The organism is Pseudoxanthomonas sp. JC1303, assembly GCF_058448525.1.
This window is the reverse complement of sequence record NZ_CP185958.1, coordinates 1,928,279-1,952,023: the sequence shown is the minus strand read 5'-3', so window position 1 is coordinate 1,952,023 and position 23,745 is coordinate 1,928,279. Positions and strand designations below refer to the sequence as shown.

The window sequence follows — 23,745 nt, the reverse complement described above, 5'->3', positions numbered from 1 at the left end:
CATGCACAGAGGGCGGATCGCATGGCGACCCGCCCCCGGTCCGAGCTTGCGCTCGCGCAGCCGGTCAGGACTGCGGCAGCGCGTAGGCGATCACATCGTCGCCGCGGTCCGGCGACTGCCGCGCACCACCGGCAGTGATGACGATGTACTGCCGGCCGTTGATCGAATACGTCATCGGGCCGCCCTGGCTGCCGACGGGCAGGCGCTGCTTCCACAGCACCTTGCCGGTGGCCGAGTCGAACGCGCGCAGGTAGTAGTCCTGGGTGCCTGCGATGAACACCAGGCCGCCCTGCGTGGACAGCGTTCCGCCCAGGGTCGGCATGCCGATCGGCATGGCCATGTGCATCTTGATGCCCAGCGGACCGGTGTCTTCCACGGTGCCCACCGGGACCTGCCAGGCGATTTTGCGGGTCTTCAGGTCGATCGCGGTCAGCGTGCCGAACGGCGGCGCCTGACAGGGAATGCCCAGCTTGGACAGGAAGCGGTTCTTGTTGACCGCGTAAGGGGTGCCCTTGAGCGGGACCGCGCCCATGCCGGTGTTGACCGCCTCGCCACCGCCTGCGGCCGCGTCCCGGTTGGCCGAGGGAATCATCTGGCTCCACAGGCCCAGGCGCATGTCATTGGCGAAGATGTAGCCATGCACCGGGTCGGTCGACAATCCGCCCCAGTTCAGGCCGCCCAACGAGCCGGGGAAGCTCAGCGACAGGTCGGTACCAGGCGCGGTGTACAGACCGTCATAACGCATCGACTTGAAGGCGATGCGACACAGCATCTGGTCGATCGGCGTGGCCCCCCACATATCCGACTCGGTCAGGGTCTGCGCGCCGATCTGGGGCATGCCCACCGACCGGGGCTGAGTCGGAGAATAGGGTTCGCCCGGGATGTTGGAGGCCTTGACCGGCACTTCCTTCACCTCGGTCAGCGGCCTGCCGGTGGCGCGGTCCAGCACGTAGATCTGCCCGGCCTTGGTGCCGATGACCACCGCGGGGGTGGTGCTGCCATCGGCGTTGGGGAAGTCCACCAGGCTCGGCTGCATCGGCAGGTCGAAGTCCCACAGGTCGTTGTGTACAGTCTGGTAGACCCACTTCTGCGCGCCGGTGCTGGCATCCAGCGCCAGGACCGAGGCTCCGTAGGTGTGGTCCAGCTTGGTGCGCTCTACGCCGTAGATGTCGGTCGAGGAACTGCCCATCGGCAGGAACACGGTGTTCATCGACGCGTCGTAGGACATCGGGGCCCACGAATTGGGCGTGCTGCGCGCATAGGTCTTGCCGTCGGCGGGCGCCTGCCTGTCCTGCGGATTGCCCGGATCGAACGCCCAGCGCATCTGCCCGGTCACCACGTCGAAACCGCGGATCACCCCGCCGGGCATGTCGGCCTGCACGTTGTCGGCCACGCGTCCGCCGACCACCACGGTGGTGCCGGCGACGATCGGCGGCGAGGTCAGCTGATAGAACGGATCGGGCGCAGCGCCCAGGCCCGCCTTCAGGTCGACCTGGCCGTTGTCGCCGAAGCCCTGGCAGAACGCACCGGTATCGGCGTCCACGGCGATCAGGCGTGCGTCGATGGTGTTGGTGAGGATGCGACGGGTGCAGTTGGCGCCCTCGGCCAGGGCCACGGGCGGCACCGGGCTGGCGCCTGCGACGGTGGGCTGCACCAGCGGCTTGCTGGCATCGAAGTAGGCCAGCCCGCGGCAGCGCTGCCACACCGAGGACGTCGCGTTGATGTCGTGCTTCCACAGCTGCTTGCCGGTGGCTGCATCCAGGGCGATCAGGTTGTTGTGCGGCGTGCACAGGAAGACCTTGTCGCCGACCTGCAGCGGCGTCATCTGGTCCTCGGCGCCGTTGCCGTTGCTCTCGGCCACGTCACCGGTGTGGTAGGTCCAGGCGACCCGCAGCTTGTCCACGTTGCCGCGGTTGATCTGGTCCAGCGCCGCGAAGCGACTGCCGCCCTTGGTGTTGCCGTAGGCGGACCAGTCGGTCTGTGCGTGCGCCGGATCGACCTTGGTCAGGCCCGGGCCATCGCCGGTGGCCGGCACGGTCGGGTGCGGGACAAACATCCGGGCGAAGCCGGCGATGAAGCCCACGCCGATCAGCCCCGCCAGCGCGTAGCCGGCGCGACCGGGCTTGCCGCCCAGGCGGTTGAGCGTCGGCCAGGCCAGCGCCACCAGCACGGCGAAGCCGGCCGGCATCATCAAGCGCGAGACCAATGGCCAGAACTGCAGACCGGCATCGGCCAGCGCCCACACGATGGTCGCGGCGAACGCGATCAGGTACAGCCACGCCCCCGCGCGCCTGCGCAGGGCGACCAGCACGCCCGCCACCAGCGTGGCCAGTCCCATCACTGCGAAATACAGGCTGCCACCCACGGTCAGCAGCTTCACGCCACCAGCCAGCAACACCACGCCCAGCAGGGCCAGCACCACGCCCAGCAGCGTCAGTGCGCCCCGGCCCAGCGCCGAAACACCAGTTTGAGTCTTCACGACATCGTCCTTCATGATTCAGATGGAAGCGCAAGGCCAGCGGCCGCGCCGTCTTCCCACGTGCGCGCAGCGCCACGAGGCGGGGGCGTCGTACAGGTCCGGTCGATCCGAAGACGCGCGTGTGCGGCGGGGTTCCGCCGAGCGTTGCCAGCGAGGCGCCGCCGCGCTTGCCGCGCATGTGCACGGCCCATGCGCAGGACATCGCGGTCCGGATGACGTGCGGATTATCGGCGCCTGCGCCGTGTCAGGGAGCGCACGTGGCGTGAAGGCTCCGCGGGGCTGAATCAATCGCGCGGATCACGTCAGCGAACTGACGCAATCCCCTCAATTGAGCGCGCGGTCCCGCAGCTGCGTTGGCGACGGAACGCCCGATGGCGTGGCAGATGCGTCGACGCTCAGCCGATGACGGTGCGGAAGAACACATCCAGCCGCGCTGCCTCGCCGGTGCCAGCGCCAAGTTGCGGTGGATGCGCGCCCATGCGCGCCAGCATGTGGTCCAGAAAGTCGCTGATCACCGGATCACGCGGGCCGTCGCCGACCTCCGCACTGGCGCGCTTGACCACCAGCAGGCGGTCGACGGCCTCGCGGAGCGGCCCCTCTGGCAACAGGCGCGTCAGCAGGTCCTCGAACGCCATCGGCGGCAGGGTGCCGACCTGCTCGATCCACAGGCAGGCCAGCATCGGGCGCAGCACGTAGAGATATTTCTTGGTCCGCACTCGTGCGCCATGCAGGTAGCCACGATCATTGCTGCGCGCCATGTTGAAGTAATGCCACCAGGTCGCCAGCGGCGAATGGAACTCGGCCAGCAGCGGCAGCAGGCCGGCCATGAAGACCGGATCCTGCCGGTAGACCACCGGCGAGCGGCACCACTCGGACAGGGTCGGGTTGGACTTGGACAGCAGGCGCAGCGCCTTGCGCAAGTCCCAGCCACTGACGTCCAGCTCGTCGCTGATCGGCAGCTCGATCACATCGCGCTGCGGCTCACCTGGCCCGGTGCGCTCGTTGACCGTCAGATACCAGTCGCGCGGATGGACGTAGATGAAGCGTCCGTCGTAGTCACTGTCCGGCGAGGAGAACCCCCCAGCCACGGCTGCCGGATTCGCAGGCATACAGCACGCGCACATCGTGGCTGCGCTCGATCTGCGCCAAGGTGTCGAGGATGGCCTCGCACTTGTCCGGCGCGATGGGGTGGATGTCGTCCATGGCGATACAGGTCCTGTCAGCGGATCGGCTTCCTACGCGACGGCCGTGCGTCGCGCCCGCTCCAGATGCACCAGCAGCAGCGAGATCGCCGCCGGGGTCATGCCCGGGATGCGCTGGGCCTGGCCCACGGTCTGCGGGCGCACGCGTTCGAGCTTGCCCTGCACCTCGGCCGACAGGCCGCGCACGCTGGCGTAGTCGAACCCCTCGGGAATCGGGGTGCCCTCGTTGCGCTGCTGGCGCTCGATCTCCACGCGCTGGCGGTCCAGGTAGCCGGCGTACTTCACGCCGATCTCGACCTGCTCGGCCACCTGCGCATCGTCCACGCCCGGGCCGATGCCCTCCACGTGCATCAACTTGCCGTAGTCCAGTTCCGGACGCTTGATCAGGTCCAGCGCGTTGGTCTCGCGGCTGACCGCCACGCCCAGCGCGGACTCCAGCCGGCGGCCGAGCGCATTGGCAGGCGTCGCCCACAGCGCGCGCAGGCGCTGGGTTTCCTGCGCCACGGCCTCGCGCTTGGCCTCGAAGCGCGCCCAGCGCGCGTCATCGACCAGGCCCAGTTCGCGTCCGACCGGCGTCAGCCGCGCATCGGCGTTGTCCTCACGCAGCTGCAGGCGGTACTCGGCGCGGCTGGTGAACATGCGGTACGGCTCGGTGGTGCCGTGGGTGATCAGGTCATCGACCAGCACGCCCAGATAGGCCTCGTCGCGCCGCGGCGACCAGGCTTGGAGGTCCTGAGTGAAGCGCGCGGCGTTGAGGCCGGCCAACAAGCCCTGCGCGCCAGCCTCTTCATACCCGGTGGTGCCGTTGATCTGGCCGGCGAAGAACAGCCCGGACACCAGTTTGGTCTCCAGCGAGGTCTTCAGCCCACGCGGGTCGAAGAAGTCGTATTCGATCGCATAGCCAGGGCGGGTGATATGCGCGTGCTCGAAGCCGCGGATCGAACGCACCAGCTCCAGCTGCACGTCGAATGGCAACGAGGTGGAGATGCCGTTCGGGTAGATCTCCACCACGTCCAAGCCTTCGGGTTCGACGAAGATCTGGTGGCTGGCCTTGTCGGCGAAGCGCACCACCTTGTCCTCGATCGAGGGGCAATAGCGCGGACCGATCCCCTCGATCTGACCGGAGTACAGCGGCGAGCGATGCAGCGCGGCGCGGATGATCTCGTGGGTGCGCTCGGTGGTGTGGGTGATCCAGCAGCTGACCTGACGCGGGTGGTCGGCGACCTGGCCCAGGAAGGACATCACCGGCATGGGCGTGTCGCCCGGCTGCTCGTCCATCACCGCGGTGTCGAGCGTGCGGCCGTCGATGCGCGGCGGCGTGCCGGTCTTGAGCCTGTCGATACCGAATGGGCGCTCGCGCAGGCGCGCGGCCAGGGTGGTCGCCGGCGGATCGCCCATGCGGCCGGCGGCGTACTGGGTCTGCCCGACGTGGATCTTGCCGGCCAGGAAGGTCCCGGCGGTCAGGACCACCGCCTGCGCCTCGAAGCGCAGGCCGGTCTGCGTCACAACCCCACGCACCGCGTCACCTTCGTGCGCGTCGTTTTGAATCAGCAGGTCATCCACCGCCGCCTGGAACACCGTCAGTCCCGGCTGGGCCTCGACCATGCGGCGGATGGCCATGCGGTACAGGTTGCGGTCGGCCTGGCAGCGGGTGGCGCGCACGGCCGGACCCTTGGACGCATTGAGCGTGCGCCACTGGATGCCGGCCTGGTCGGCCGCGCGGGCCATGGCGCCGCCCAGCGCATCGATTTCCTTGACCAGATGGCCCTTGCCGATGCCGCCGATGGCCGGATTGCAGCTCATCGCGCCCACCGTCTCGATGTTGTGGGTCAGCAGCAGCGTGCGCGCACCGGCGCGGGCGGCGGCCAGCGCGGCCTCGGTGCCGGCGTGGCCGCCGCCGATCACGATGACGTCGTAGGCGTGGAAGGAGGCGTTCATGGGCGGGATTTTCTCATGCGCGGAGCCGGCCTGCGCCGGCGCCCGGAAAAGTTGGCACGGCTTCTGCTTGAGACAAGCTGCACCCATCGTGGCAAGCGACTTCGGGCGCCTAGGCTGGATTTGGAACAGGGGCCAGCCGCTAGCGCACGTTGGGGATGCCGGGGCCGGTAGTCGGGGGACTACCGGCCCCACTTTTATCCGGCCCCCGATCCGGGGAATCGGCTGCGGGACACGAATTGCAGAAAGAACAACGCCCGGCACTGCCGGGCGTTGTTCGTATGGGAGCCGACGGCCGGCAAGGGCCGGAACAGGGGGGATCCAGATTTCCCCACCGGACGTCGGCATGGAAGCCTTAGCCCGTGTTACGTCAGAAAACGACGCAACCGGTCAACGTTCGCTAGCTTGCGGTGCGCCTCCGCTCCGCGCAAGCGCTCATTGCTCCTGCCGGCGGAGTCGTATTCCATTTTGAGACGCCCTTGGCAAAGAGGGGGGTGAAGCGCGCGGACGGGGCGGGGCGACATTCGGGCTCGCCCGCCGCGGCGGCTGCGCCACGGCCGGGCGGGGCGCCCCGCCGGAGAGGCGTGCCGGGCCCTCTCGCCGGCCCATGGGCCTGGGCCCATCGCCATCGAAATCGGGGACCCGTGGTCGCCCACCCGGACCAATGAGATGGTCCGGCCGGCCGCCGCGCACCATGGGCGGCGCGGGGCGATGACCATCGGGACGATCAGGCCGGTGGTCTCCGTCATGGTCATGGCCATGGTCATGGTGTCCACCGTGGTGATCGTCGTGGCGGTCAGGAGGCCGGCGGATCACGTAGTAGGTCGGTCCGGGATAGCCGTAGCCGGGGTAGCCATAGCCGTAGCCGCCGTACGACCCATAGGCCCCACCGTAGTAGCCGCGGTAATACCCGTCCGGATAGGTGTACTCGTAGGTCTGACGCCCCTGGTAATAGCCGCCGGGCCCACTCCCACTCGCGTAATCGTAGGTGGCACATCCACTCAGGCCGGCCACGGCCAGGGCGGAAATCAAGAGACGGTTCATGGCGGACCCCCTGGTCTGCACCTTTTCGTATGGATCCCAGCTTGGGCGTCACGCATTGAACCCGTCATAAATTCTTGCCAGCGCTGACACATCGCAGCCATTGGCGCCTGCATCCAGAGCCATCGGGTAATCTTGACCCATGCCGCACGTCCTTCCCTGCTTCGACGACGTCCTCGACGCCGCCGCCCGGATCGCGCCGCATGCGCGCGTGACGCCCACCCTCACCAGCCGCACGCTCGATGGACGCTCCGGGGCCCGACTGTTCCTCAAGGCCGAGCACCTGCAGCGCAGCGGCGCCTTCAAGTTCCGCGGGGCCTGCAATTCGGTGTGGTCGCTGACACCTGAACAGGCGGCCTGCGGCGTGGTCACCCACTCCTCGGGCAACCACGGCGGCGCCCTCGCCCTGGCGGCCCAGACCCGCGGGATCGCGTGCCATGTGGTGGTGCCCGAAGGCGCCGTGGAGGCCAAGCTGGCCTCGATCCGGCGTTACGGCGCCACCGTGCACCCGTGCGCACCGACCATCCATGCGCGCGAAAGCGTCGCTGCCCAGGTGCAAGCGGCCACCGGCGCGCAGCTGATCCACCCCTATACCCATCCGGCGGTGATCGCCGGACAGGGCACCGCGGCGCTGGAGCTGCTGGAGCAGGCCGGTCCGCTGGACATGATCGTCGCCCCCCTCGGTGGCGGGGGCCTGGCCTCGGGCACGGCCCTGTCGCTGCATGCGCGCAATCCCCAGGCCATGCTGTGGCTGGCCGAGCCGGAAGGCGCGGCCGATGGCGCCCGTTCGTTCGCCGCCGGCACCCTGCAGCTGGATTTCGTCCCCGACACCATCTGCGATGGCCTGCGCGGCACCCTGGGCGCACCCAACTTCGAACTGCTGGGCCAGCATGGCGCGCAGGTGTTGACCGTCAGCGACACCGACACGCGGGCGGCCATGCGCCTGCTGTGGCAGGTCACCAAGCAGACGGTCGAGCCATCGTCGGCCATCACCCTTGCCGCGGTGCTGGCGCACCCGGCGCGGTTCGCCGGCAAGCGTGTCGGCCTGATCCTGTCCGGCGGCAATATCGACCTGGACGCACTGCCCTGGGCCGGCGCATGAGGCGACGACGACGCGGGCTGTGGGGCTGGCTGTGGCGCCTGGGCGCGCTGGGCGTGCTGTGGCTGGCCGGCGTGTCGGCCTACATCATCTGGGTCGGCGACCGCGACCAGGCGGCGCCGGCCGACGTAGTGATCGTGCTGGGCGCGGCGGCCTACGACGCGCGCCCTTCTCCGGTGTTCGAAGAACGCCTGCGCCACGGGATCGACCTGTACAAGCGCGGCCTGGCCAGCCGGCTGATCTTCACCGGCGGGTTCGGCGGGGCCGGGGCGCGCTTTTCCGAATCCCAGGTCGGACGTCGCTATGCGCTCAAGGAAGGCGTGCCGGCCGACGCGATCCTGATCGAGACGGTCTCGCGCACCACCCGCCAGAACCTGCACCAGGCCGCCCGCCTGATGCGGGAGAACGACCTGCACCGGGCGATCATCGTCAGCGATCCGCTGCACATGGCGCGCGCCATGCGCCTGGCACGGCAGGAGGGCATCGATGCGCTGGCCTCCTCCACCCCGACCACGCGCTTCCGCAGCTTCAACACCAGCTGGCGCTTCCTGCTCAAGGAGCTGTACTACTTCCACCGCGACCTGGTCCTGGAGGCGGTCTAGGGCCTGCGCCCACAGGCGCTATGATGCTCGGGACTCCCATTGCGAAGATGCAGCAGATGAAGATCGACGGATCCCGCCGGCAGGATCGCGCCACGGAACTGGTGCTGGCCTACTACGCCGCCTTCAACCGTGGCGATCGCCAGAGCATGCTGGCCCTGCTGACCGACGACGTCGCCCACGACCTCAACCAGGGCGCGCGCGAAACCGGCCTGGAGGCCTTCGTCGCCTTCATGCAGCGCATGGACGCCTGCTACAGCGAGCAGTTGCGCGACATCGTGGTGATGGTCTCGCCCAATGGCGAGCGCGCCGCGGCCGAATACGTGGTGCACGGCACCTACCACCACAGCGACGAGGGCCTGCCGCCGGCCAAGGGCCAGACCTACGTGCTGCCCGGCGGAGCGTTCTTCGAAGTGCGCGGGGATCGCATCGCGCGGGTGAGCAACTACTACAACCTGCAGGACTGGATCGCCCAGGTCTCGGCGGACTGAGTCCGCCTCCACGCCTGCTGCACTGCACCGGCCGCTCCCGCGGTTGCGTGCCATGCTGGTGGACCCCGCGCCGCTTCCACCCGCCATTGCTGGAGTGAAACCGATGATCAAGGTCAGCGTCATGTATCCGTTCCAGGCCGGCGCGCGGTTCGACCACGACTACTACGCCAATCGGCATATGCCGATGCTCGCCCAGAAGATGGGCGATGCCTGCCTGTACTACACCGTGGACAAGGGCATTGCCGGCGGCCTGCCGGGCAGCGACCCGGCCTTCGTGGGCATGTGCCACATCTTCTGCGCGTCAGTGGACAGCTTCAGCGCAGGGTTCGGCCCGCATGCGCAGGAGATCCTGGGAGACATCCCCAACTACACCGACCTGGAGCCGGTCATGCAGATCAGCGAGGTCGTGGTCGGGCATCCTCCGGGCTGACGCGCAGGGCGCATGCGCCTCACCCGCCGCCCGGGCCAGCCGGGCTGGGCGGATCAGCTCCGACGACGGATCGGGATGCGTGAGAGCGGCACGGCCGCCACGTCATGACCGCCCTCGCGGATCGGGGTCCCGGCCTCGGGTGCCCAGGCATGGGCATAGATCACTTCCCAGGTGCTAGGCAGGCGTCCGTCGGCGTCGCGTGCGCGGGCATAGGCGGCCCTGGCGGCGTCGAAGCGGCCTTTCCCGGTCAGGCTGGTGCGACGCGCGGACAGGGCGTTGGTCGCACCCAGCGCCCGCAGCTCGCGCATCAGCGCCGACAGATCCGGATAGGTCAGGGTGAACAGGTCGCGGTCCAGCACCGGGTCGCGGAAGCCGGCCATCATCAGCGCATCCCCGAACTGGGCGATCTGGGCGAAGGGATGCACATGCGGCGCGGTGTCGCCCGCGAAGGCCTCGCGCAGTTCGACCAGGGTCTCCGGCCCGTAGGTGGAGCACAGCAGCAAGCCGCCCGGACGCAGCACGCGGCGGAAGCCGGCAAAGACCGCGGGCAGGTCTTCCAGGTCGTGCAGGCACAGGTTGCAGAACAGCACATCGACGCTGTGCTCAGCCACCGGCAGCGCGCGCGCATCGGCGCAGACACGGGCGAACGGTTTCCACCAGCCGGCCTGCTTCCTGGCTTCGCGCAGCATCGGCAGGGCAACGTCCATGGCGATGACCCGCGCCTTGGGCCAGCGCTTATGCATGGCCGCGGCGGCGTGGGCCGGGCCGCTGCCGACATCCAGGACGACCTGCGGCACGCGCGCATCCAGGTACTCCAGCGAGTCGAGCAGGCGGCTTTCGACCTCGCGCTGGAGCGCGGCGGCATCGGTGTAGTGCGGGGCCGCGCGCGCGGCGGCGCGGCGAGACTGGCGGACATCGAAGATCGGCATGACGCTTATTGTCCGTCAGCTGCCGCAGGCGCGTCAGTCCGGCGCGCCGAAACACTGCGGCCGCGATCCTGGCTCACCGGCGCGCAGGTGGATCCGGACGGTCCATCGCCTGCTGCAGAAATGGCACCAGCGCCGCTTCCACCGCATCGAGCTGGGCCAGGAACGGCGCGTGCCCGCCTCCGGCGATCTGGGCGAAGGTGCCATGCGGCGCCAGCGCCGCCGCGGCCTGCATGCCCCGCGGCTGGACCAGGCGATCGCGGGCGCCAGCGATCCACAACGACGCCATGCCCAGCCCAGGCAGCACGTGGCGCAGGTCGCTGCCCTCCAGCAGCGCCAGTCCGGCGCGCAGCGCTTCAGGCGCCGGCTCGCCACGGGCGAAGAGCATCGCGCGCAGGGTGCACAACGTGTCCTGCCCGTGTGGGCTGCCCAGCGTATCCAACGCGATGAAGCGCTCCAGCGTTCCCCGGTAATCCCGAGCCAGGTCGCGCTCGAACTGGGCGAACACCGCCGGGGGCACCGCATGCGGCCAGTCCGGCGCCGCCGTGAACCGGGGCACCGAGGACACCATCGCCAAGGCCCGCACCTGCCCGGACGCCGCGGCTGCCTTGAGCGCGACCAGGCCACCCAGCGACCAGCCCAGCCAGGCCGCTGGCGGGGTCACCGCGCAGATCGCCTCGGCGCAGGCCTGCAATGTCAGGGGCACGCCGCAGTCACGACTGTGGCCGTGCCCGGGCAGGTCGACCACATGCAGCGCGAACCGATCCCGCAGGCGCGCCACCAGCGGCGCGAACACCCCGCCATGCAGCGCCCAGCCGTGCAGCAGCACCAGCGGGGGCCCGGCGCCGACGACCTCGACGTGCAGGCTCATCGGCAACGCCAGCGCTGCTGGCCGCAGGATCTCCAGCGCATCGATTCAGGCGTCAGGCGACGGTCTCGGCCTGCGGGGCCGGCACACGGGTGGCGGCCAGCGCGTCGACCAGGCCATCGACCTGCTCGGGCGTGTGCAGCGCCGAGAGCGTCACCCGCAGGCGGGCGGTGCCTTCGGGCACGGTCGGCGGGCGGATCGCAGGCACCCAGTAGCCTGCCCGCTCAAGCGCCGCCGACCAGGCCAGCGCCTGGGCATCGGGCCCGCACAAGAGGGGTTGGATGGGGGTCTCCGACAGGCCCAGGTCCAGCCCTGCGGCTGCGGCGCGGGTGCGGAAACGGTCCACCAGCCCGGTGAGCTTCTCCCGGCGCCATTCGTCGCGTCGCGCCTGGCGCAGGGCCTCGCTGCTGGCCGCGGCCAGGGCCGGCGGCAGGGCCGTGCTGTGCAGGTAGGGGCGCGCGGTCTCGGCCAGGTGCTGGATCAGCGCGGCATCGCCGACCACCGCCGCGCCGTAGCCGCCCAGCGCCTTGCCCAGCGCCACCAGTTGCAGCGGGGCGTCCTCGACGCCCAGACGGGCTTCGGCCACGCTGCCGCGGCCCTGCGGTCCGCGCACGCCGATGCCATGCGCATCGTCCACGTACAGCATGGCCTTCTGCACGCGCGCCACCAGGGCCAGGCCACGCAGCGGTGCCACGTCGCCCTCCATCCCGAACACCCCATCGGTGGCCAGCATCGCCGCACCCTCGGGCACGTTGCGCAGCTGGCGGATGGCTCCTTCGGCGTCGGCGTGTGGATAGCGCCGCAGTCGGCATCCGGCCAGCCGCGAGGCATCGAGCAGGCTGGCGTGGTTGAGCCGGTCCTGCACGCAAACATCGCCCTCCTCGCCCAGCAGGGCCTGCTGCACGGCCAGGTTGGCCAGGAAGCCGTTGGCGAACAGCAGCGCGGCCGGGCGCTCCAGCCACTCGGCCAGCTCCCGCTCCAGCGCCACGTGCGCGGCGTGATGGCCGCTGACCAGATGCGAAGCGCCGCTGCCCACCCCGTCTCGCCCGGCGGCGTCCTGCAGGGCGGTGGTCACCTGGAACTGCTGGGACAGGCCCAGGTAGTCGTTGCTGCTGAAGGCCACCAGCCAGCGCCCTTCGGTTTCCACCCGCACGCCATCGCGCCGGCTCACGATGCGGCGCACGCGCACGCGATCCTGCGCCACGCGCAACTTGCGCAGCGCCGCGATGCGGTCATGCAGATCCGGGCGGGCCATGGTCCATCCTGTGCGTCGGCGAAGCTGGCTAGCGTAAAGCAGCGACCCCGCGTCGTGGCGACCGGCCAGGCCCGGTTTCGTGCCGCACGTCGCGCTGTGCGGTTCTGGGTCCGCGGCACGATAGAGTCTGCTGCGACCCGACAGGCTGACACGGACCGTCATCGGCATGGATCACAAGGGAATCGCACACTGGCTGCGCCAGGCTGGGCGCGTGCATGGGCACCGAAGTGCCTGATGTGCGGCGAGGCGGGTGCTGGCGGGCTGGACCTGTGCGCCGGCTGCCTGGCCGCCCTGCCCTGGAACCACAACGCCTGCCCGCGCTGCGCGCTGCCCACGCCCCACGGCGAGCTATGTGGCGCCTGCTTGCGCCGGCCGCCACCCCTGGACGCCACGACGGCCTGCTTCACCTATGGATTTCCGCTGGATCGCCTCGTTCCGCGCTTCAAGTTCCATCAGGATCTGGCGGCCGGACGCCTGCTCGCCGAACTGGCCACGCCGCACCTGCGCCAGGCCGCGCGTCCCCAGGCGCTGGTGCCCGTCCCGCTGCATCGCGCGCGCCTGCGTGCGCGCGGCTACGATCAGGCCCTGGAACTGGCGCGCCCGCTGGCGCGCGCCCTGTCACTGCCCCTGTCCGCAGACGCGCTCCTGCGGCCCCGCGCCACCGCCCCGCAGTCCGAGCTGGACGCCGTGGCCCGACGCCGCAACCTGCGCCAGGCCTTCGCGGTCGACCCGGCCGCGAAGCTGCCCGGGCACGTCGCGCTGGTGGACGATGTCATGACCACTGGCGCAACCCTGGCCGCCTGCGCCCGCGCCCTGCGCCGCGCCGGGGTCCAGCGCGTCGACGCCTGGGTCATCGCCCGGGCCCCTTGAACCGGCGTTGCCGTCTTGATGTTCAGCCCGCGGGCGTCGGCATCACTGGCGGCACGTAGTCCAGGGTCATGCCCAGCAGCCACAACAGGCCGATCACCAGCGGCACATGCACCAACAGCTGGATGAAGGTGAAGCCGACGATGTCGCGCGCCTTCAGCCCCAGCACGCCCAGCAGCGGCAACATCCAGAACGGATTGATCAGGTTGGGCAGCGCCTCGGCCGCGTTGTAGACCTGCACCGCCCAGCCCAGGTGGGCGTGGAGTTCGTTGGCGGCCTGCATCACGTACGGCGCCTCGACTAGCCACTTGCCGCCGCCGGAGGGCACGAAGAACCCCAGCACCGCCGAGTACACGCCCATCACCGCCGGGAAGGTGTCCTGCGTGGCCACGTGCACGAAGGCCTGCGACAGGTGGTGGGCCAGGGTGTCGCCATCGGCGCCCTTGGCTCCGGTGAGGATCATGGCGATGCCGCCGTAGAGCGGAAACTGGATCAGCACGCCGGTGGTGCTGGGCACCGCCTTGGCCACCGCGTTGAGGAAGCTGCGCGGCCGCCAGTGCAGCAACAGGCCAAACGACAGGAACAGGAAGTTGTAGGTGTTGAGGTTGGCGATGGCGCTGACCAGCGGCTTGGACGCGAACTCGGAAAACAGCCAGCCGAAGGCCAGCAGCGAGAGCAGCACGGTCAACAGCGGGCTGTATTCCAGCCACTCACCGGGGCGGGTGCGCGGCGGCAGCACGGCCTGCGGCTCGCCCGCCCCGGCCTCTTCGAACTCGGCCTGGGTGCGGGCGGCCTGGCCGGTGGGCGCGGTGACCCAGCAGATCACCAGCGACACGCCGATCAGCACCGCGGTCAGCACGATGGACTGCCACAGGAAGATGGTCTCGGTGAACGGCAGCACGCCGGTGATCTGCAGCAGGCCCGGCGGCATCGAGGCCGGGTTGGCCTGCAGCTGCGCGGCCGAGGAACTCAGGCCCATCGCCCACACCGCGCCCAGGCCCAGGTAGGCGGCCGCACCGGCGGCGCGATAGTCCATCTTCAAGTCGACGCGCCGGGCCAGCGCGCGCACCAGCAGTCCGCCGAACACCAACGAGAACCCCCAGCTCAGCAGCGAGGCCAGCATGCTGACCAGGCCCACGTACACGATCGCCCCGCGGCCGCTGCGCGGCACCTTGGCCAGCTGGTCGATGAAGCGCGCCACGATCGGCGCGGTCGCCACCGCATAGCCGCCGATGACCACGAAGGCCATCTGCATGGTGAAGGGGATCAGGCTCCAGAACCCGCCGCCGAAGGCCTCCGCCGTCGCCTTCGGGCTGGCCCCGGCCAGCAGCGCGGCAATGGCCACGATGACCACGCCCAGTACCGCGAACACATAGGCATCGGGGAACCACTTTTCCGCCCACGCCGCGCTGCGCAGCGCCGCGCGCGCCATCAGCCCCTGCCGGGGCGCTCCTTCCACCTGTGCCATGTGCCGCTCCCGATCCGCCAGTCAGCGGCATTGTGTGGAAGCGATTGCGTCGCGGTCTGCTGGACCTTGGTCTAGCGCTGCGCGCCGGGCGGTCAGTGTCCGAGCATCAGATCGGCCACGATGCCGGCGAACACCGCCGCCCCGACCCAGTTGTTGTGCAGGAAGGCCTTGAAGCACGGCCCGCGCGCGCGGTGTCGCGTCAGGAAGAATTCGTACACGACCAGAAGCACGCCCACCCCCAGGCCGCATCCGTAATACAGCCCCAGTCCGGCCTGCCGGCCGACCAGGGCCAGGGTGGCGAAGGTCAGCGCGTACAGCACGCCCTGGATCACCAGGTCCAGGTCGCCGAACAGGATCGCGGTGGACTTGGACCCCGCACGCAGGTCGTCCTCGCGGTCGACCATGGCATACCAGGTGTCATAGGCCGTGGCCCACAGGATGTTGGCGGCGTACAGCAGCCAGCCCAGGGCCGGCACCGTGCCCTGGATGGCGGCGAAGGCCATCGGGATGCCGAACCCGAACGCCAGCCCCAGGTAGACCTGCGGCAGATAGGTGTATCGCTTCAGATAGGGGTAGCTGGCCGCCAGGAACGCGGCCACCACGCTCAGCACGATGGTCAGCCGGTTCATCGTCAGCACCAGACCGAAGGCCACGAGCATCAGCACCGCAAACACCCACAGCGCCTCGCGCCCGCTGACCTGGCCCGATGCCAACGGCCGGTAGCGGGTGCGCTCGACCTGCGGGTCCAGCCAGCGGTCGGCGTAGTCGTTGATCACACACCCGGCCGAGCGTGTCAGCCAAACCCCGGCGGTGAACACCAGCAGCGTCCACCACGGCGGCATCCCGCCAGCGGCCAGCCACAGCGCCCACCAGGTCGGCCACAGCAGCAGCAGCACCCCGATCGGCCTGTCGCCGCGGACCAGCTTCCAGTACAGCGCCAGGCGCCCGGGCGGCGTCACCACCGGCGTATCGAAACGTTCGTAACCCATGTGCAAAGCGTAGCAGCCCGGCAGGCGGCGGCACGCCGGGCCGCCACGCCGACGCTGCGCCGTCACGGGTCGTCCGCTCCGGCTCGCGACCGGTCTGGTGGCCCACCGACGCGATCCTTGGCATCCGGTTCGCTTCGCGGCGCGCTTTCAGGGATAATGGCGCGCTCCGCCGGCCCTGCCGCGCGGAATGCAGCATCCATGCGCCTGTAGCTCAGCCGGATAGAGTAGTGGCTTCCGAAGCCATTGGTCGGGGGTTCGAATCCCTCCAGGCGCACCATCTGATCCTCCGCAGTTGTCCGGAGACGTCCAAAACCCTCGAGACATCGGGGGTTTTTTGTTGCCTGAGGTTTTTGGGATCAGGCCTTGAACTATCGGGAGACAAAGCAGACTCACCGACGGGTCCGCCAGCGTGCCTGCCTGACCGGGGCGCGGTGAGAACGCCGCATGACGCCGCGGGGCGCCGACGCCGAAGGCAAGACCGGTGTCGGCTGGCCGCCGCGCGAAACCTTGGGGCTTTGCTACCTGCCACACGAGGTCCTGGATCAGCCGGCAGGCGGTGAGCGCAGGTCCTGTTCCTGGCCGCGCGCGATCTCGTAGCCACCCGCCCGCCAGGCGCTCAGGCCGCCGGCCAGGGGGAAGACCTGGCGGAACCCCATGGCGCGAAGCTTGCGATAGGCGATGACCGCCGAAACCTCGGACGGGCAGTCGCAATACACCACCACCGGCGCATCGCGCTGGGCGCGCATCGCCGGTCCCGTCCAGTCGACGCTCTCGAAAGTGGACGCCCCATGGATCCGCTCCTGCTCCCAGAGCTTCCTCTGGCGGACATCGACCAACAGCACCCCATCGCGCCCCTGCAGCATGGCGTTGAGTTCCTGCACGGACAGACGCGCGACCGATACATCGCGGCTGGAGAACCGGTCCCAAGCCTTGCGCGCCAGGTACAGCGCCAGCAGCGCGGCGACGAGCACCAGCCCCCAGCGCCCGAGGCTGACCAGCGTGTCGAGCAGGCGCTCGACCGCATCGGAAAAGACCCAGCCCAGCGCCAGGCCCGAGGACGCCCATACCAGCGCGCCCACCGCGTCGTAGACGATGAAGGTCCGGCGCGGCACCTGGGTCGCGCCGGCCATGGCGGTGGCCACGGTCGCGAAGCCAGGGATGAACTTTGCCACGATCAGCGAGCGCGCGCCCCAGCGGTCGAACATCGATTCGGTCTGCGCAACGCAGCCGTCGGGCGTCAGTGACAGCCGGCACATGCCGCGCAGCACGCGCGCGCCATAGCGGGACCCGGCGGCGTACCAGCCGAAGTCGGCGATCACGCAGGCCAGCACCGCGGCCAGCGCCGTCAGGCCCAGGGACTGTTCCCCGGTCGCCGCCAGGGAGCCGGCGACCACCAGGAGCGGAAATGCGGGGATCGGCAAGCCCGCCTGCTCGACAAGCACCCACCCGAACACCAGCAAGACACCGTACTGGGTGATGAGTTCGATCAGGGCGTACATGCGGGATCCATCGGCGCGTGGCGCGTCTTTGCTGGGAATGCCCGACGCGTGGCGGGCGGCCGGCATGCAAGGCGGACGCAGCGTACACCGCCGCTGCAAGCGCGACGAGGCGATGAACGTCACGCTCCGTCCCAAGCTCTATCGGGCCTGGGTATCTCTTAATTAATGCTCTGCATCTTGACCTGCTTCGCGTAACAGCGGGCGCAACGACCAGGCAAGCTGGCTGGCGCCGCGCAAGACCGTCCGCAAGCTCGCCTCAACCCAAAGGCTTGGACGCAAAGTCCTGCTCAACACTGACCAATGGAGCCGGTACGCCATCACTCTATCGCCTGCACCGCAGCCTAGGGCGATTCGCGAGCAGATGACGCTGGCACCATAAGCATTCGGATATCCGAGATATCCGACCACGTTAATCCGGCCACCCAATTGATCGAGAGTGATTGAGTGGGTCGCCAGAGCCGCGTCGCGCGGCCGGACGAGACCAACTACACCACCTCAACACAGACAGGTCGATCGTTTTGGTCCGCAAGCCTCAGCCGTGTGGCCCCTTCGCAGAAGACGCGTCCGCCGCCGCCCCTGTTCATCCCTGCCATCACGCATCGGGCACGCCGCCGACAGGATGCTGGCCGTCCACCGGCTGCTGGATGCGCGCCATGATGCGTTTGATGAGCTCCACGCTGTTTTTCGGGCTGGGTCTCGGAATCGGGACCCTGCTCAGCGATGCTGGCGGAACCGCTGGCACGGCGGGTGTCTCGGCTGTCCAGGACGCACGCCTCACCGCCGGGGACGCCGCCCCCCTGGACCGCGCGGCCGAACGCGTCCTGCCCATGCCGGCCAAGAGCCAGGATGGTCCCCTGCAGCGCCTGGACGCATGCCCCGGCAACTGTGTGAGCGCCGAAGCGCACCGTCCGGCTCAAAGCTGAGCGCCCCCAGGCGCTTGCGCGCCGGTGAATTTATCCACATAATGCGCGGCTCGCTGCGTCCGGCTCCTGCCGGATCAGGGTCAGGAAGCGCGATTTCCGACCCGCCCGGCAGCGAATTCATTCCCGTATCGCATGGCCTTTGACGCGTTCCGCGGCATCGGCCGGGGCCGCCATCTCCCAGGCTATGGGCGATTCAATTTCATCGAGGTGCACAGATGTCCCGCGTATGCCAAGTGTCCGGCAAGCGAGTGATGACCGGCAACAACGTCTCGCACGCCAACAACAAGACCCGCCGCCGTTTCCTGCCCAACCTGCACGAGCGTCGCTTCTGGGTCGCCAGCGAGAACCGCTGGGTCAAGCTGAAGGTTTCCGCGCACTCCCTGCGCACCATCGACAAGAACGGGATCGACTCCGTTCTGGCTGAGCTGCGTGCGCGCGGCGAGAAGATCTAAGGAGAATCATCATGGCAGGCAAGCGCGACAAGATCCGCCTGATTTCTTCGGCAGGCACCGGTCACTTCTACACGACCGACAAGAACAAGAAGAACACCCCGGGCAAGATGGAAATGAGCAAGTACGACCCGGTCGTGCGCAAGCACGTGATCTACAAGGAAGGCAAGATCAAGTGACGCAACGGCGCGGGTGCTGGCACCCGCGCTTGCATCGCGTCATCCCCGAGAAAGCGGGGATCAAGCGCCTCAAGAGAAAGCCCGCCGCAAGGCGGGCTTTTTCGTGGCGATTCCAAGGCCTTCCGGCCTGATCCGCATGACCGCCGCGTCAAGTAAGCGCATGACGGCAAGGCTCCGCTATCCGATCGACGAAAGCCTTGTCACAATCCGGACCTTGACCCGATCACCGAGACTTCGATGACCGAGCCGTCCTCCATCGGCAGCTGGCTGCTGATCCTGGACTGGGTGATCCGCCTGGCCGCGCTGGCGTGGATTCCCTCCCGGACCACGCCGGCGGCAGCGCGCAGCTGGCTGCTGCTGGTGTTCTTCGTCCCCCTGGCCGGGTTGCCGCTCTACCTGCTGTTCGGTCACCCGTGGCTGTCGCGCGAACGCATCCGGCGCCAGGCCGAGGCCTCGCAGCTGATCCGTGAGGAACAAAAGCCCCTGGGCGAGCTGCGCTGGCATCCAGCCGGCGACGGCGCCGATACCGAGATGGTCCCGCTGGTCGAACGCCTGGGCGATTTCATGCCCACCCACGGCAACGCGGTGACCCTGCTGGACGATTACGAGGCCTCCCTGCGCGCCCTGCTGGAGGACATCGCCACCGCGCAGGACCGCGTCCACCTGCTGTATTACCTGATGTTCGACGACCGGGTCGGGGACATGGTCTGCCATGCCCTGCTGCAGGCCGCCGCGCGCGGCGTGGAATGCCGGCTGATGCTCGACGCGGTGGGCGCCAAGCGCGGCATGCGCGCCTACGCCACGCGCCTGCGCGCCGGCGGGGTGCGCGTGCAGGAACTGCTGCCCGGCGGCCTGCGCTGGCGGCGCAGCGGGCGCATCGACCTGCGCAACCACCGCAAGGTGGCGGTGATCGACAACCGCGCCGGCTACATCGGCTCGCAGAACCTGGCCGATCCGGGCGCCTTCGTGCGCGGCCACCCCAACCGCGAACTGGTCGCGCGCGTGGAAGGCCCGGCGGTCTCGCACCTGGAGGCCATCTTCGCCAGCGACTGGTACCTGGAGACCGGCGAGCGCCTGGACGTGATCGTGACCACGCCGGTGCGCGAATCCAACGTGGCCGCGCAACTGCTGCCCAGCGGGCCAGCCTATCCGTTCTCCAATGCGCGCGACGTGGTGTGCGCGTTGATCCACCTGGCCCAGCGCAAACTGGTGCTGACCACGCCGTACTTCGTGCCCGACGACGGCACCCTGAGCGCCCTGCGCATCGCCGCGCTCTCCGGCGTGGACGTGCAGCTGATCCTGTCGGCCAGCAACAACCAGCGCCTGACCGCCTGGGCGCAGGAGTCCTACTACGGCGAGCTGCTCGAATCGGGCGTCAAGATCGCCCACTACCGCCCGCACTTCCTGCACGCCAAGCACCTGAGCGTGGACGAGGACATGGCGCTGGTCGGTTCGATGAACCTGGACATCCGCTCCTTCGCCCTCAACGCCGAGGTGGGCATGCTCTGCTATGACGCTGGCGTGGTGGCCAGCATGCGTCGGATCGAAGCCGGGTACCTGGCCGAGGCGGAGGTGCTGACGCTCGAGCGCTGGAACCAGCGACCGGCCTGGAAACGCAGCCGCGAAGGCATTGCGCGGCTGGCCGATTCGTTTATCTAAGCCGACGTGCTGGCAGCCGCCAGGCGCATCGCACCCCACGCCAGCAGGCCCAGCCGCGTCATGCGACATGCGCGCGTGCGGGGCGTCGCATGGCGTTCGCATGCAGCGCCCGGATCACTGCAGCGTGCTCAGGCCGCCGCCCGGGCCGGCAGCGCATCGTCGAAGCGGTAGATATCCATCGCCAGAAGGCCCATGTCGATGCCCGCATCGATGCGCGTGGCGCGGAACGTGTCGCCCGCCGCGCCCATCGCCACATAGATCGGCTGCCAGTGCTCGTCGGTGGGATGGGCCTGCTCGGCACCCGGCGCACGCCGCCGATAGTCCAGCAGCGCCTCCACGTCGCCGGCTGCCAGCGTGCGCTCGACCCAGTCGACGTACGGCCGCACGTACGGCGCCTGTCGGCCTTCGCCGTAATTGCGCAGATCATGCAGGTTGTGGGTGATGCTGCCCGAGCCGATCACCAGCACGCCCTCCTCGCGCAGCGATGCCAGCGCGCGGCCCACGGCCAACTGGTGTGCCGGGCCAGCCAGGGGCTGGATCGACAGCGGCACCACCGGCACGTCGGCGTCCGGATAGAGCAGGCGCAGCGGCACCCACATGCCGTGGTCCAGGCCGCGCCGCGGATCGATGTGCGGCTGCAGGCCGGCCGCGTCCAGCAGCTGGGCCACGCGCAGCGCCACCTCCGGTGCGCCCGGCGCCGGATACTGGATGTCGAACAGCGCCTGCGGGAACCCGCCAAAGTCATGAATGGTCTCCGGCGTGGCCGCGCTGCCCACCAGCGGCGCGCGGGCCAGCCAGTGCGCCGAGGCGATCACCACCGCCCTGGGCCGGGGCAGGTCGCGGGCCAGTTCGGCCAGGCGCTGGCCCACCTGCCCGGGGTCGAGCGCGGTCATCGGCGAGCCGTGCGAGATATACAGCGAGGGCAGGCGGGCGGATGCGTTCATGGCAGGGTCTGTTCCAGCACGAAGAAAGTGCCGCAGCGTATTCCCGCCAACCCAAGGGATAAACTGCGCGGGAAGCCAGAATTTGTTGCGGAGGCAGAAACAATGGACACGCTTGAGGCCATGCGGGTCTTCGCCACGGTGGTCGAGCGCAGCGGGTTTTCCGCCGCGGCCGACGCCCTGGACATGTCCACCCCCAGCGTCACCCGCCACGTCGCCTGGCTGGAGCAGCGCCTGGGCACGCGCCTGCTCAACCGCACCACCCGCCATGTCAGCCTGACCAGCGCCGGGGCCACCTACCACGAGCGCTGCCTCAAGCTGCTGGCCGAGTTCGAAGCGACCGAGGCGGCGCTCACCGCTCAGACCCTGGAGCCCTCGGGCACGCTGCGGGTCAACGCCCCGGTGAGTTTCGGCATCGCCCGCCTGGGGGATCTGGTCACCCGGTTCTCGCGCCTGCATCCGCAGGTGGTCGTGGACGTGGATCTGTCCGACCGCCTGGTGGACCTGGTCGAGGAAGGCTACGACGTGGCGATCCGGATCACCCGCGAGCCCGCGCCCTCACTGATTGCCCGGCCGCTGGCCGAGGCGGAGATGATGCTGTGCGCCGCGCCCGCGTACCTGCGCCAGGCCGGGACGCCGCAACGCCTGTCTGAACTGGCCAGCCACCAAGTGCTGGGCTACCGCTACTGGGCGGGCGGCGACGAATGGCGCCTACATGGACCCGACGGCGAGGAGAGCGTCCGCGTGCGCGAGTCCATGCGCGCCAACAATGGCGACCTGCTGCGCGAAGCGGCGATCGCGGGAATGGGTATCACCTTGCAGCCGGACTTCATCGTCGGCGAGGCGGTGGCCGACGGCCGCCTGGTGCGCCTGCTGCCGCAGTACCAGGTGCCCGCCGTGCGCATCTACGCGGTCTACGCCAGTCGCAGTCACCTGGCACCCAAGGTGCGCAGCTTCATCGACTTTCTGGTCGAGACCTTTGGGACCACCTGTCCGCGCCCTGCCTCCGACCTCACCCAGGCCGCCTAGGACCTCCCCATGTCTTCCCTGCCCCCACAGGACATTGCCATCATCGGTGGTGGCGCCGCCGGCACGCTGACCGCGCTCCACGTGCTCCGCCAGGCCACCGGTCCGCTGCGCATCGCCATCCTCGAACCCCGCCCTGGCCTGGGGCTCGGCGGCGCACACGCCACCGAGCATGCCGAGCACTTGCTCAATGTCCGTGCCGGCGGCATGAGCGCCTTCAACGCGGTGCCGGGCGACTTCGTGGACTGGCTGCAGCACGACATGCCCGAAACCACGCGCGAGGCGCTGGCGGCCAGCTTCCAGCCGCGTCGGCGCTTTGCCGCGTATCTGGCCGCGCGTCTGGCCCAGGCGCAGCAAGCGAGCCGTGCCACGCTGATCCACCTGCGCGTGCGTGCGCTCGGGCTGGAACAGGCCGACGACGGCTTTGTGCTCGCTTTGGCCGACGGCACCACACTGCAGGCCGCGGCGGTGGTGCTGGCGACCGGCAATGCGCCGCGTCCGCTGCCGGCGCGCGGCGCGTCCTCGCTACCGGCCGGGCGGCGGGTCGAAGCTTGGGACATCCCCGCGATCGAGCGCATCGCGCCCGAAGCGCCGGTGTGCATCATCGGTTCCGGCCTGAGCATGGTCGATGCCGCCATGGCCCTGCTCAGCGCTGGTCACGCCGGGCCGTTGCACGTGGTCTCGCGCCATGGGCTGATGCCACTGCCGCACGTGGACGGGCAGCCCGCCCATGCGCTGGACATCGACGCCTTCGCCGCGCTGCCGCTGCGCGCACGCATGCGCGCGCTCCGGCAGGAGGTCGCCGACGCCCAGGCACGCAGCGCGCCGTGGCAGTCGGTGATCGACGCCCTGCGCCCCCACGTGCAGCGCCTGTGGACCACGCTGTCGGCCGACGACCAGCGCCGCTTCCTGCGCCATGTCGTGCGCCTGTGGGACGTGCATCGCCATCGTATCGCCCCGGCCATCCACCAGCAGCTGATGGCCGCGATGGCACGCGGCCAGCTGCAGCGACATCGCGCGCGCCTGGCGACGGCCATCGCCGGCGAGCGCTGCGTGCAGCTGCAGGGACAGGGCCGCGTCGGACAGGTACTCGCGCTGGACGTCGAACACGTCATCAACGCCACCGGCGTTGAACTGCGCACCCAGGCGATGGGTAACCCCCTGCTCACCGAACTGGCCGGCCGCGGCCTGGCCCGCCCCGGCCCCCACGGTATCGGCCTGGACACCGCCCCCGACGGCCGCCTGCGCGACGCCGATGGCCACGCACAGCACGGGCTGTTCGCCCTGGGTAGCCTGCGCATCGGCACCCTATGGGAATCGCTGGCGATCCCGGAATTGCGGGGGCAGGCAGAGGGAATTGCTTCTGTGGTGTTGGCCGAGCAGGGCGCTATCTGAGGGTGCAATGCCTGCCCGGGATATA

General features: G+C 69.5%; 21 protein-coding genes, 1 tRNA gene and 1 pseudogene. 12 read left to right on the top strand and 11 right to left on the bottom strand.

All coding sequences use genetic code 11. From position 1 onward, the window contains the following. Positions 1 to 64: 64 nt before the first annotated feature. The 4 genes and pseudogenes from ACORQU_RS08520 to ACORQU_RS08505 all read right to left on the bottom strand — a co-directional run bounded on the left by ACORQU_RS08520 (position 65) and on the right by ACORQU_RS08505 (position 6,660). Entirely contained in the window at positions 65 to 2,479 is a 2,415-nt protein-coding gene (locus tag ACORQU_RS08520; RefSeq protein WP_491644579.1) for a glucose/quinate/shikimate family membrane-bound PQQ-dependent dehydrogenase, read from the bottom strand. 395 nt (positions 2,480 to 2,874) lie between these two features. Then, positions 2,875 to 3,682 (bottom strand): annotated as a pseudogene (locus ACORQU_RS08515) (nucleotidyltransferase domain-containing protein). Positions 3,683 to 3,714: 32 nt separating this feature from the next. Further along, positions 3,715 to 5,619, bottom strand: a complete 1,905-nt coding sequence (mnmG, locus tag ACORQU_RS08510; RefSeq protein WP_491644577.1) for a tRNA uridine-5-carboxymethylaminomethyl(34) synthesis enzyme MnmG — start codon at positions 5,617 to 5,619, stop codon at positions 3,715 to 3,717. Positions 5,620 to 6,051: 432 nt separating this feature from the next. Beyond that, positions 6,052 to 6,660 (bottom strand): hypothetical protein, encoded by a 609-nt coding sequence (locus ACORQU_RS08505; RefSeq protein ID WP_491644575.1) that lies wholly within the window; start codon positions 6,658 to 6,660, stop codon positions 6,052 to 6,054. 139 nt (positions 6,661 to 6,799) lie between these two features. On the opposite strand from ACORQU_RS08505, the gene ACORQU_RS08500 reads away from it, so the two are divergent. The 4 genes from ACORQU_RS08500 to ACORQU_RS08485 all read left to right on the top strand — a co-directional run bounded on the left by ACORQU_RS08500 (position 6,800) and on the right by ACORQU_RS08485 (position 9,276). Next, the gene (locus ACORQU_RS08500; RefSeq protein WP_491644574.1) at positions 6,800 to 7,759 is read left to right on the top strand and encodes a threonine ammonia-lyase; all 960 of its coding nucleotides are present in this window, start codon (positions 6,800 to 6,802) and stop codon (positions 7,757 to 7,759) included. After that, positions 7,744 to 8,358: a YdcF family protein gene (locus tag ACORQU_RS08495; protein ID WP_491645022.1), complete on the top strand. Its 615-nt coding sequence runs from the start codon at positions 7,744 to 7,746 to the stop codon at positions 8,356 to 8,358. The genes ACORQU_RS08500 and ACORQU_RS08495 overlap by 16 nt, the downstream gene beginning before the upstream one ends. A 56-nt stretch (positions 8,359 to 8,414) precedes the next feature. Beyond that, positions 8,415 to 8,846 (top strand): ketosteroid isomerase-related protein, encoded by a 432-nt coding sequence (locus ACORQU_RS08490; protein ID WP_271647736.1) that lies wholly within the window; start codon positions 8,415 to 8,417, stop codon positions 8,844 to 8,846. A 103-nt stretch (positions 8,847 to 8,949) separates the two neighbouring features. Next, entirely contained in the window at positions 8,950 to 9,276 is a 327-nt protein-coding gene (locus ACORQU_RS08485; RefSeq protein ID WP_491644572.1) for an EthD family reductase, read from the top strand. A 53-nt stretch (positions 9,277 to 9,329) separates the two neighbouring features. On the opposite strand, the gene bioC is transcribed toward ACORQU_RS08485, so the two are convergent. The 3 genes from bioC to bioF all read right to left on the bottom strand — a co-directional run bounded on the left by bioC (position 9,330) and on the right by bioF (position 12,325). After that, complete coding sequence (bioC, locus tag ACORQU_RS08480) at positions 9,330 to 10,205, bottom strand: malonyl-ACP O-methyltransferase BioC (protein WP_271647739.1); 876 nt, start codon at positions 10,203 to 10,205, stop codon at positions 9,330 to 9,332. A 73-nt stretch (positions 10,206 to 10,278) separates the two neighbouring features. Next, on the bottom strand, positions 10,279 to 11,067 hold the full coding sequence (gene bioH / locus ACORQU_RS08475) for a pimeloyl-ACP methyl ester esterase BioH (protein ID WP_491645020.1): 789 nt from the start codon (positions 11,065 to 11,067) through the stop codon (positions 10,279 to 10,281). 58 nt (positions 11,068 to 11,125) lie between these two features. Beyond that, positions 11,126 to 12,325 (bottom strand): 8-amino-7-oxononanoate synthase, encoded by a 1,200-nt coding sequence (bioF, locus tag ACORQU_RS08470; protein WP_271647741.1) that lies wholly within the window; start codon positions 12,323 to 12,325, stop codon positions 11,126 to 11,128. Between the two features lie 234 nt (positions 12,326 to 12,559). Between bioF and ACORQU_RS08465 the strand changes: the two genes are divergently transcribed. Then, positions 12,560 to 13,195, top strand: coding sequence for a ComFC family protein (locus tag ACORQU_RS08465; RefSeq protein WP_491644571.1), 636 nt, complete (start codon positions 12,560 to 12,562; stop codon positions 13,193 to 13,195). 22 nt (positions 13,196 to 13,217) lie between these two features. Here the strand turns inward: ACORQU_RS08465 and ACORQU_RS08460 are convergent, their stop codons facing one another. Beyond that, positions 13,218 to 14,624 carry a short-chain fatty acid transporter gene (locus ACORQU_RS08460; RefSeq protein WP_491645018.1) on the bottom strand — a complete coding sequence of 469 codons (1,407 nt, stop codon included), beginning with the start codon at positions 14,622 to 14,624 and terminating at the stop codon, positions 13,218 to 13,220. Positions 14,625 to 14,752: 128 nt separating this feature from the next. After that, positions 14,753 to 15,649, bottom strand: coding sequence for a 4-hydroxybenzoate octaprenyltransferase (ubiA, locus tag ACORQU_RS08455; RefSeq protein ID WP_491644569.1), 897 nt, complete (start codon positions 15,647 to 15,649; stop codon positions 14,753 to 14,755). Positions 15,650 to 15,849: 200 nt separating this feature from the next. Between ubiA and ACORQU_RS08450 the strand changes: the two genes are divergently transcribed. Then, positions 15,850 to 15,926, top strand: a tRNA-Arg gene (locus ACORQU_RS08450). Between the two features lie 265 nt (positions 15,927 to 16,191). Here ACORQU_RS08450 and ACORQU_RS08445 read toward each other — a convergent pair. Continuing rightward, entirely contained in the window at positions 16,192 to 17,148 is a 957-nt protein-coding gene (locus ACORQU_RS08445; RefSeq protein WP_491644568.1) for a rhodanese-like domain-containing protein, read from the bottom strand. Between the two features lie 653 nt (positions 17,149 to 17,801). On the opposite strand from ACORQU_RS08445, the gene ACORQU_RS08440 reads away from it, so the two are divergent. The 4 genes from ACORQU_RS08440 (at position 17,802) to cls (ending at position 20,358) form a co-directional block, all read left to right on the top strand. Next, complete coding sequence (locus ACORQU_RS08440; RefSeq protein ID WP_491644566.1) at positions 17,802 to 18,071, top strand: hypothetical protein; 270 nt, start codon at positions 17,802 to 17,804, stop codon at positions 18,069 to 18,071. A 215-nt stretch (positions 18,072 to 18,286) separates the two neighbouring features. Further along, entirely contained in the window at positions 18,287 to 18,523 is a 237-nt protein-coding gene (rpmB, locus tag ACORQU_RS08435) for a 50S ribosomal protein L28 (protein ID WP_014159265.1), read from the top strand. Positions 18,524 to 18,531: 8 nt separating this feature from the next. Further along, a complete protein-coding gene (gene rpmG / locus ACORQU_RS08430) occupies positions 18,532 to 18,699 on the top strand; it encodes a 50S ribosomal protein L33 (RefSeq protein WP_205956734.1) in 168 nt (55 codons plus the stop codon). Between the two features lie 237 nt (positions 18,700 to 18,936). Next, on the top strand, positions 18,937 to 20,358 hold the full coding sequence (gene cls, locus ACORQU_RS08425) for a cardiolipin synthase (protein WP_491644563.1): 1,422 nt from the start codon (positions 18,937 to 18,939) through the stop codon (positions 20,356 to 20,358). Positions 20,359 to 20,486: 128 nt separating this feature from the next. Here cls and ACORQU_RS08420 read toward each other — a convergent pair whose 3' ends face one another. Then, positions 20,487 to 21,302, bottom strand: a complete 816-nt coding sequence (locus ACORQU_RS08420) for a DODA-type extradiol aromatic ring-opening family dioxygenase (RefSeq protein ID WP_491644561.1) — start codon at positions 21,300 to 21,302, stop codon at positions 20,487 to 20,489. Between the two features lie 102 nt (positions 21,303 to 21,404). Between ACORQU_RS08420 and ACORQU_RS08415 the strand changes: the two genes are divergently transcribed. Together ACORQU_RS08415 and ACORQU_RS08410 are read left to right on the top strand one after the other, a co-directional pair. Continuing rightward, entirely contained in the window at positions 21,405 to 22,328 is a 924-nt protein-coding gene (locus tag ACORQU_RS08415; RefSeq protein ID WP_491644560.1) for a LysR family transcriptional regulator, read from the top strand. 9 nt (positions 22,329 to 22,337) lie between these two features. Then, entirely contained in the window at positions 22,338 to 23,720 is a 1,383-nt protein-coding gene (locus ACORQU_RS08410) for an FAD/NAD(P)-binding protein (protein ID WP_491644558.1), read from the top strand. The last annotated feature ends 25 nt before the right edge of the window (positions 23,721 to 23,745 follow it).

Bases quoted from the DNA above. Each gene is read 5' to 3' on its own strand.
- mnmG (WP_491644577.1), bottom strand. From the start codon at position 5,619: ATGAACGCCTCCTTCCACGCCTACGACGTCATCGTGATCGGCGGCGGC.
- ACORQU_RS08505 (WP_491644575.1), bottom strand. From the start codon at position 6,660: ATGAACCGTCTCTTGATTTCCGCCCTGGCCGTGGCCGGCCTGAGTGGA.
- ACORQU_RS08500 (WP_491644574.1), top strand. From the start codon at position 6,800: ATGCCGCACGTCCTTCCCTGCTTCGACGACGTCCTCGACGCCGCCGCC.
- ACORQU_RS08490 (WP_271647736.1), top strand. From the start codon at position 8,415: ATGAAGATCGACGGATCCCGCCGGCAGGATCGCGCCACGGAACTGGTG.
- ACORQU_RS08485 (WP_491644572.1), top strand. From the start codon at position 8,950: ATGATCAAGGTCAGCGTCATGTATCCGTTCCAGGCCGGCGCGCGGTTC.
- bioC (WP_271647739.1), bottom strand. From the start codon at position 10,205: ATGCCGATCTTCGATGTCCGCCAGTCTCGCCGCGCCGCCGCGCGCGCG.
- bioF (WP_271647741.1), bottom strand. From the start codon at position 12,325: ATGGCCCGCCCGGATCTGCATGACCGCATCGCGGCGCTGCGCAAGTTG.
- ACORQU_RS08465 (WP_491644571.1), top strand. From the start codon at position 12,560: ATGTGCGGCGAGGCGGGTGCTGGCGGGCTGGACCTGTGCGCCGGCTGC.
- ACORQU_RS08460 (WP_491645018.1), bottom strand. From the start codon at position 14,624: ATGGCGCGCGCGGCGCTGCGCAGCGCGGCGTGGGCGGAAAAGTGGTTC.
- ubiA (WP_491644569.1), bottom strand. From the start codon at position 15,649: ATGGGTTACGAACGTTTCGATACGCCGGTGGTGACGCCGCCCGGGCGC.
- ACORQU_RS08445 (WP_491644568.1), bottom strand. From the start codon at position 17,148: ATGTACGCCCTGATCGAACTCATCACCCAGTACGGTGTCTTGCTGGTG.
- ACORQU_RS08440 (WP_491644566.1), top strand. From the start codon at position 17,802: ATGATGCGTTTGATGAGCTCCACGCTGTTTTTCGGGCTGGGTCTCGGA.
- rpmB (WP_014159265.1), top strand. From the start codon at position 18,287: ATGTCCCGCGTATGCCAAGTGTCCGGCAAGCGAGTGATGACCGGCAAC.
- cls (WP_491644563.1), top strand. From the start codon at position 18,937: ATGACCGAGCCGTCCTCCATCGGCAGCTGGCTGCTGATCCTGGACTGG.
- ACORQU_RS08420 (WP_491644561.1), bottom strand. From the start codon at position 21,302: ATGAACGCATCCGCCCGCCTGCCCTCGCTGTATATCTCGCACGGCTCG.
- ACORQU_RS08415 (WP_491644560.1), top strand. From the start codon at position 21,405: ATGGACACGCTTGAGGCCATGCGGGTCTTCGCCACGGTGGTCGAGCGC.
- ACORQU_RS08410 (WP_491644558.1), top strand. From the start codon at position 22,338: ATGTCTTCCCTGCCCCCACAGGACATTGCCATCATCGGTGGTGGCGCC.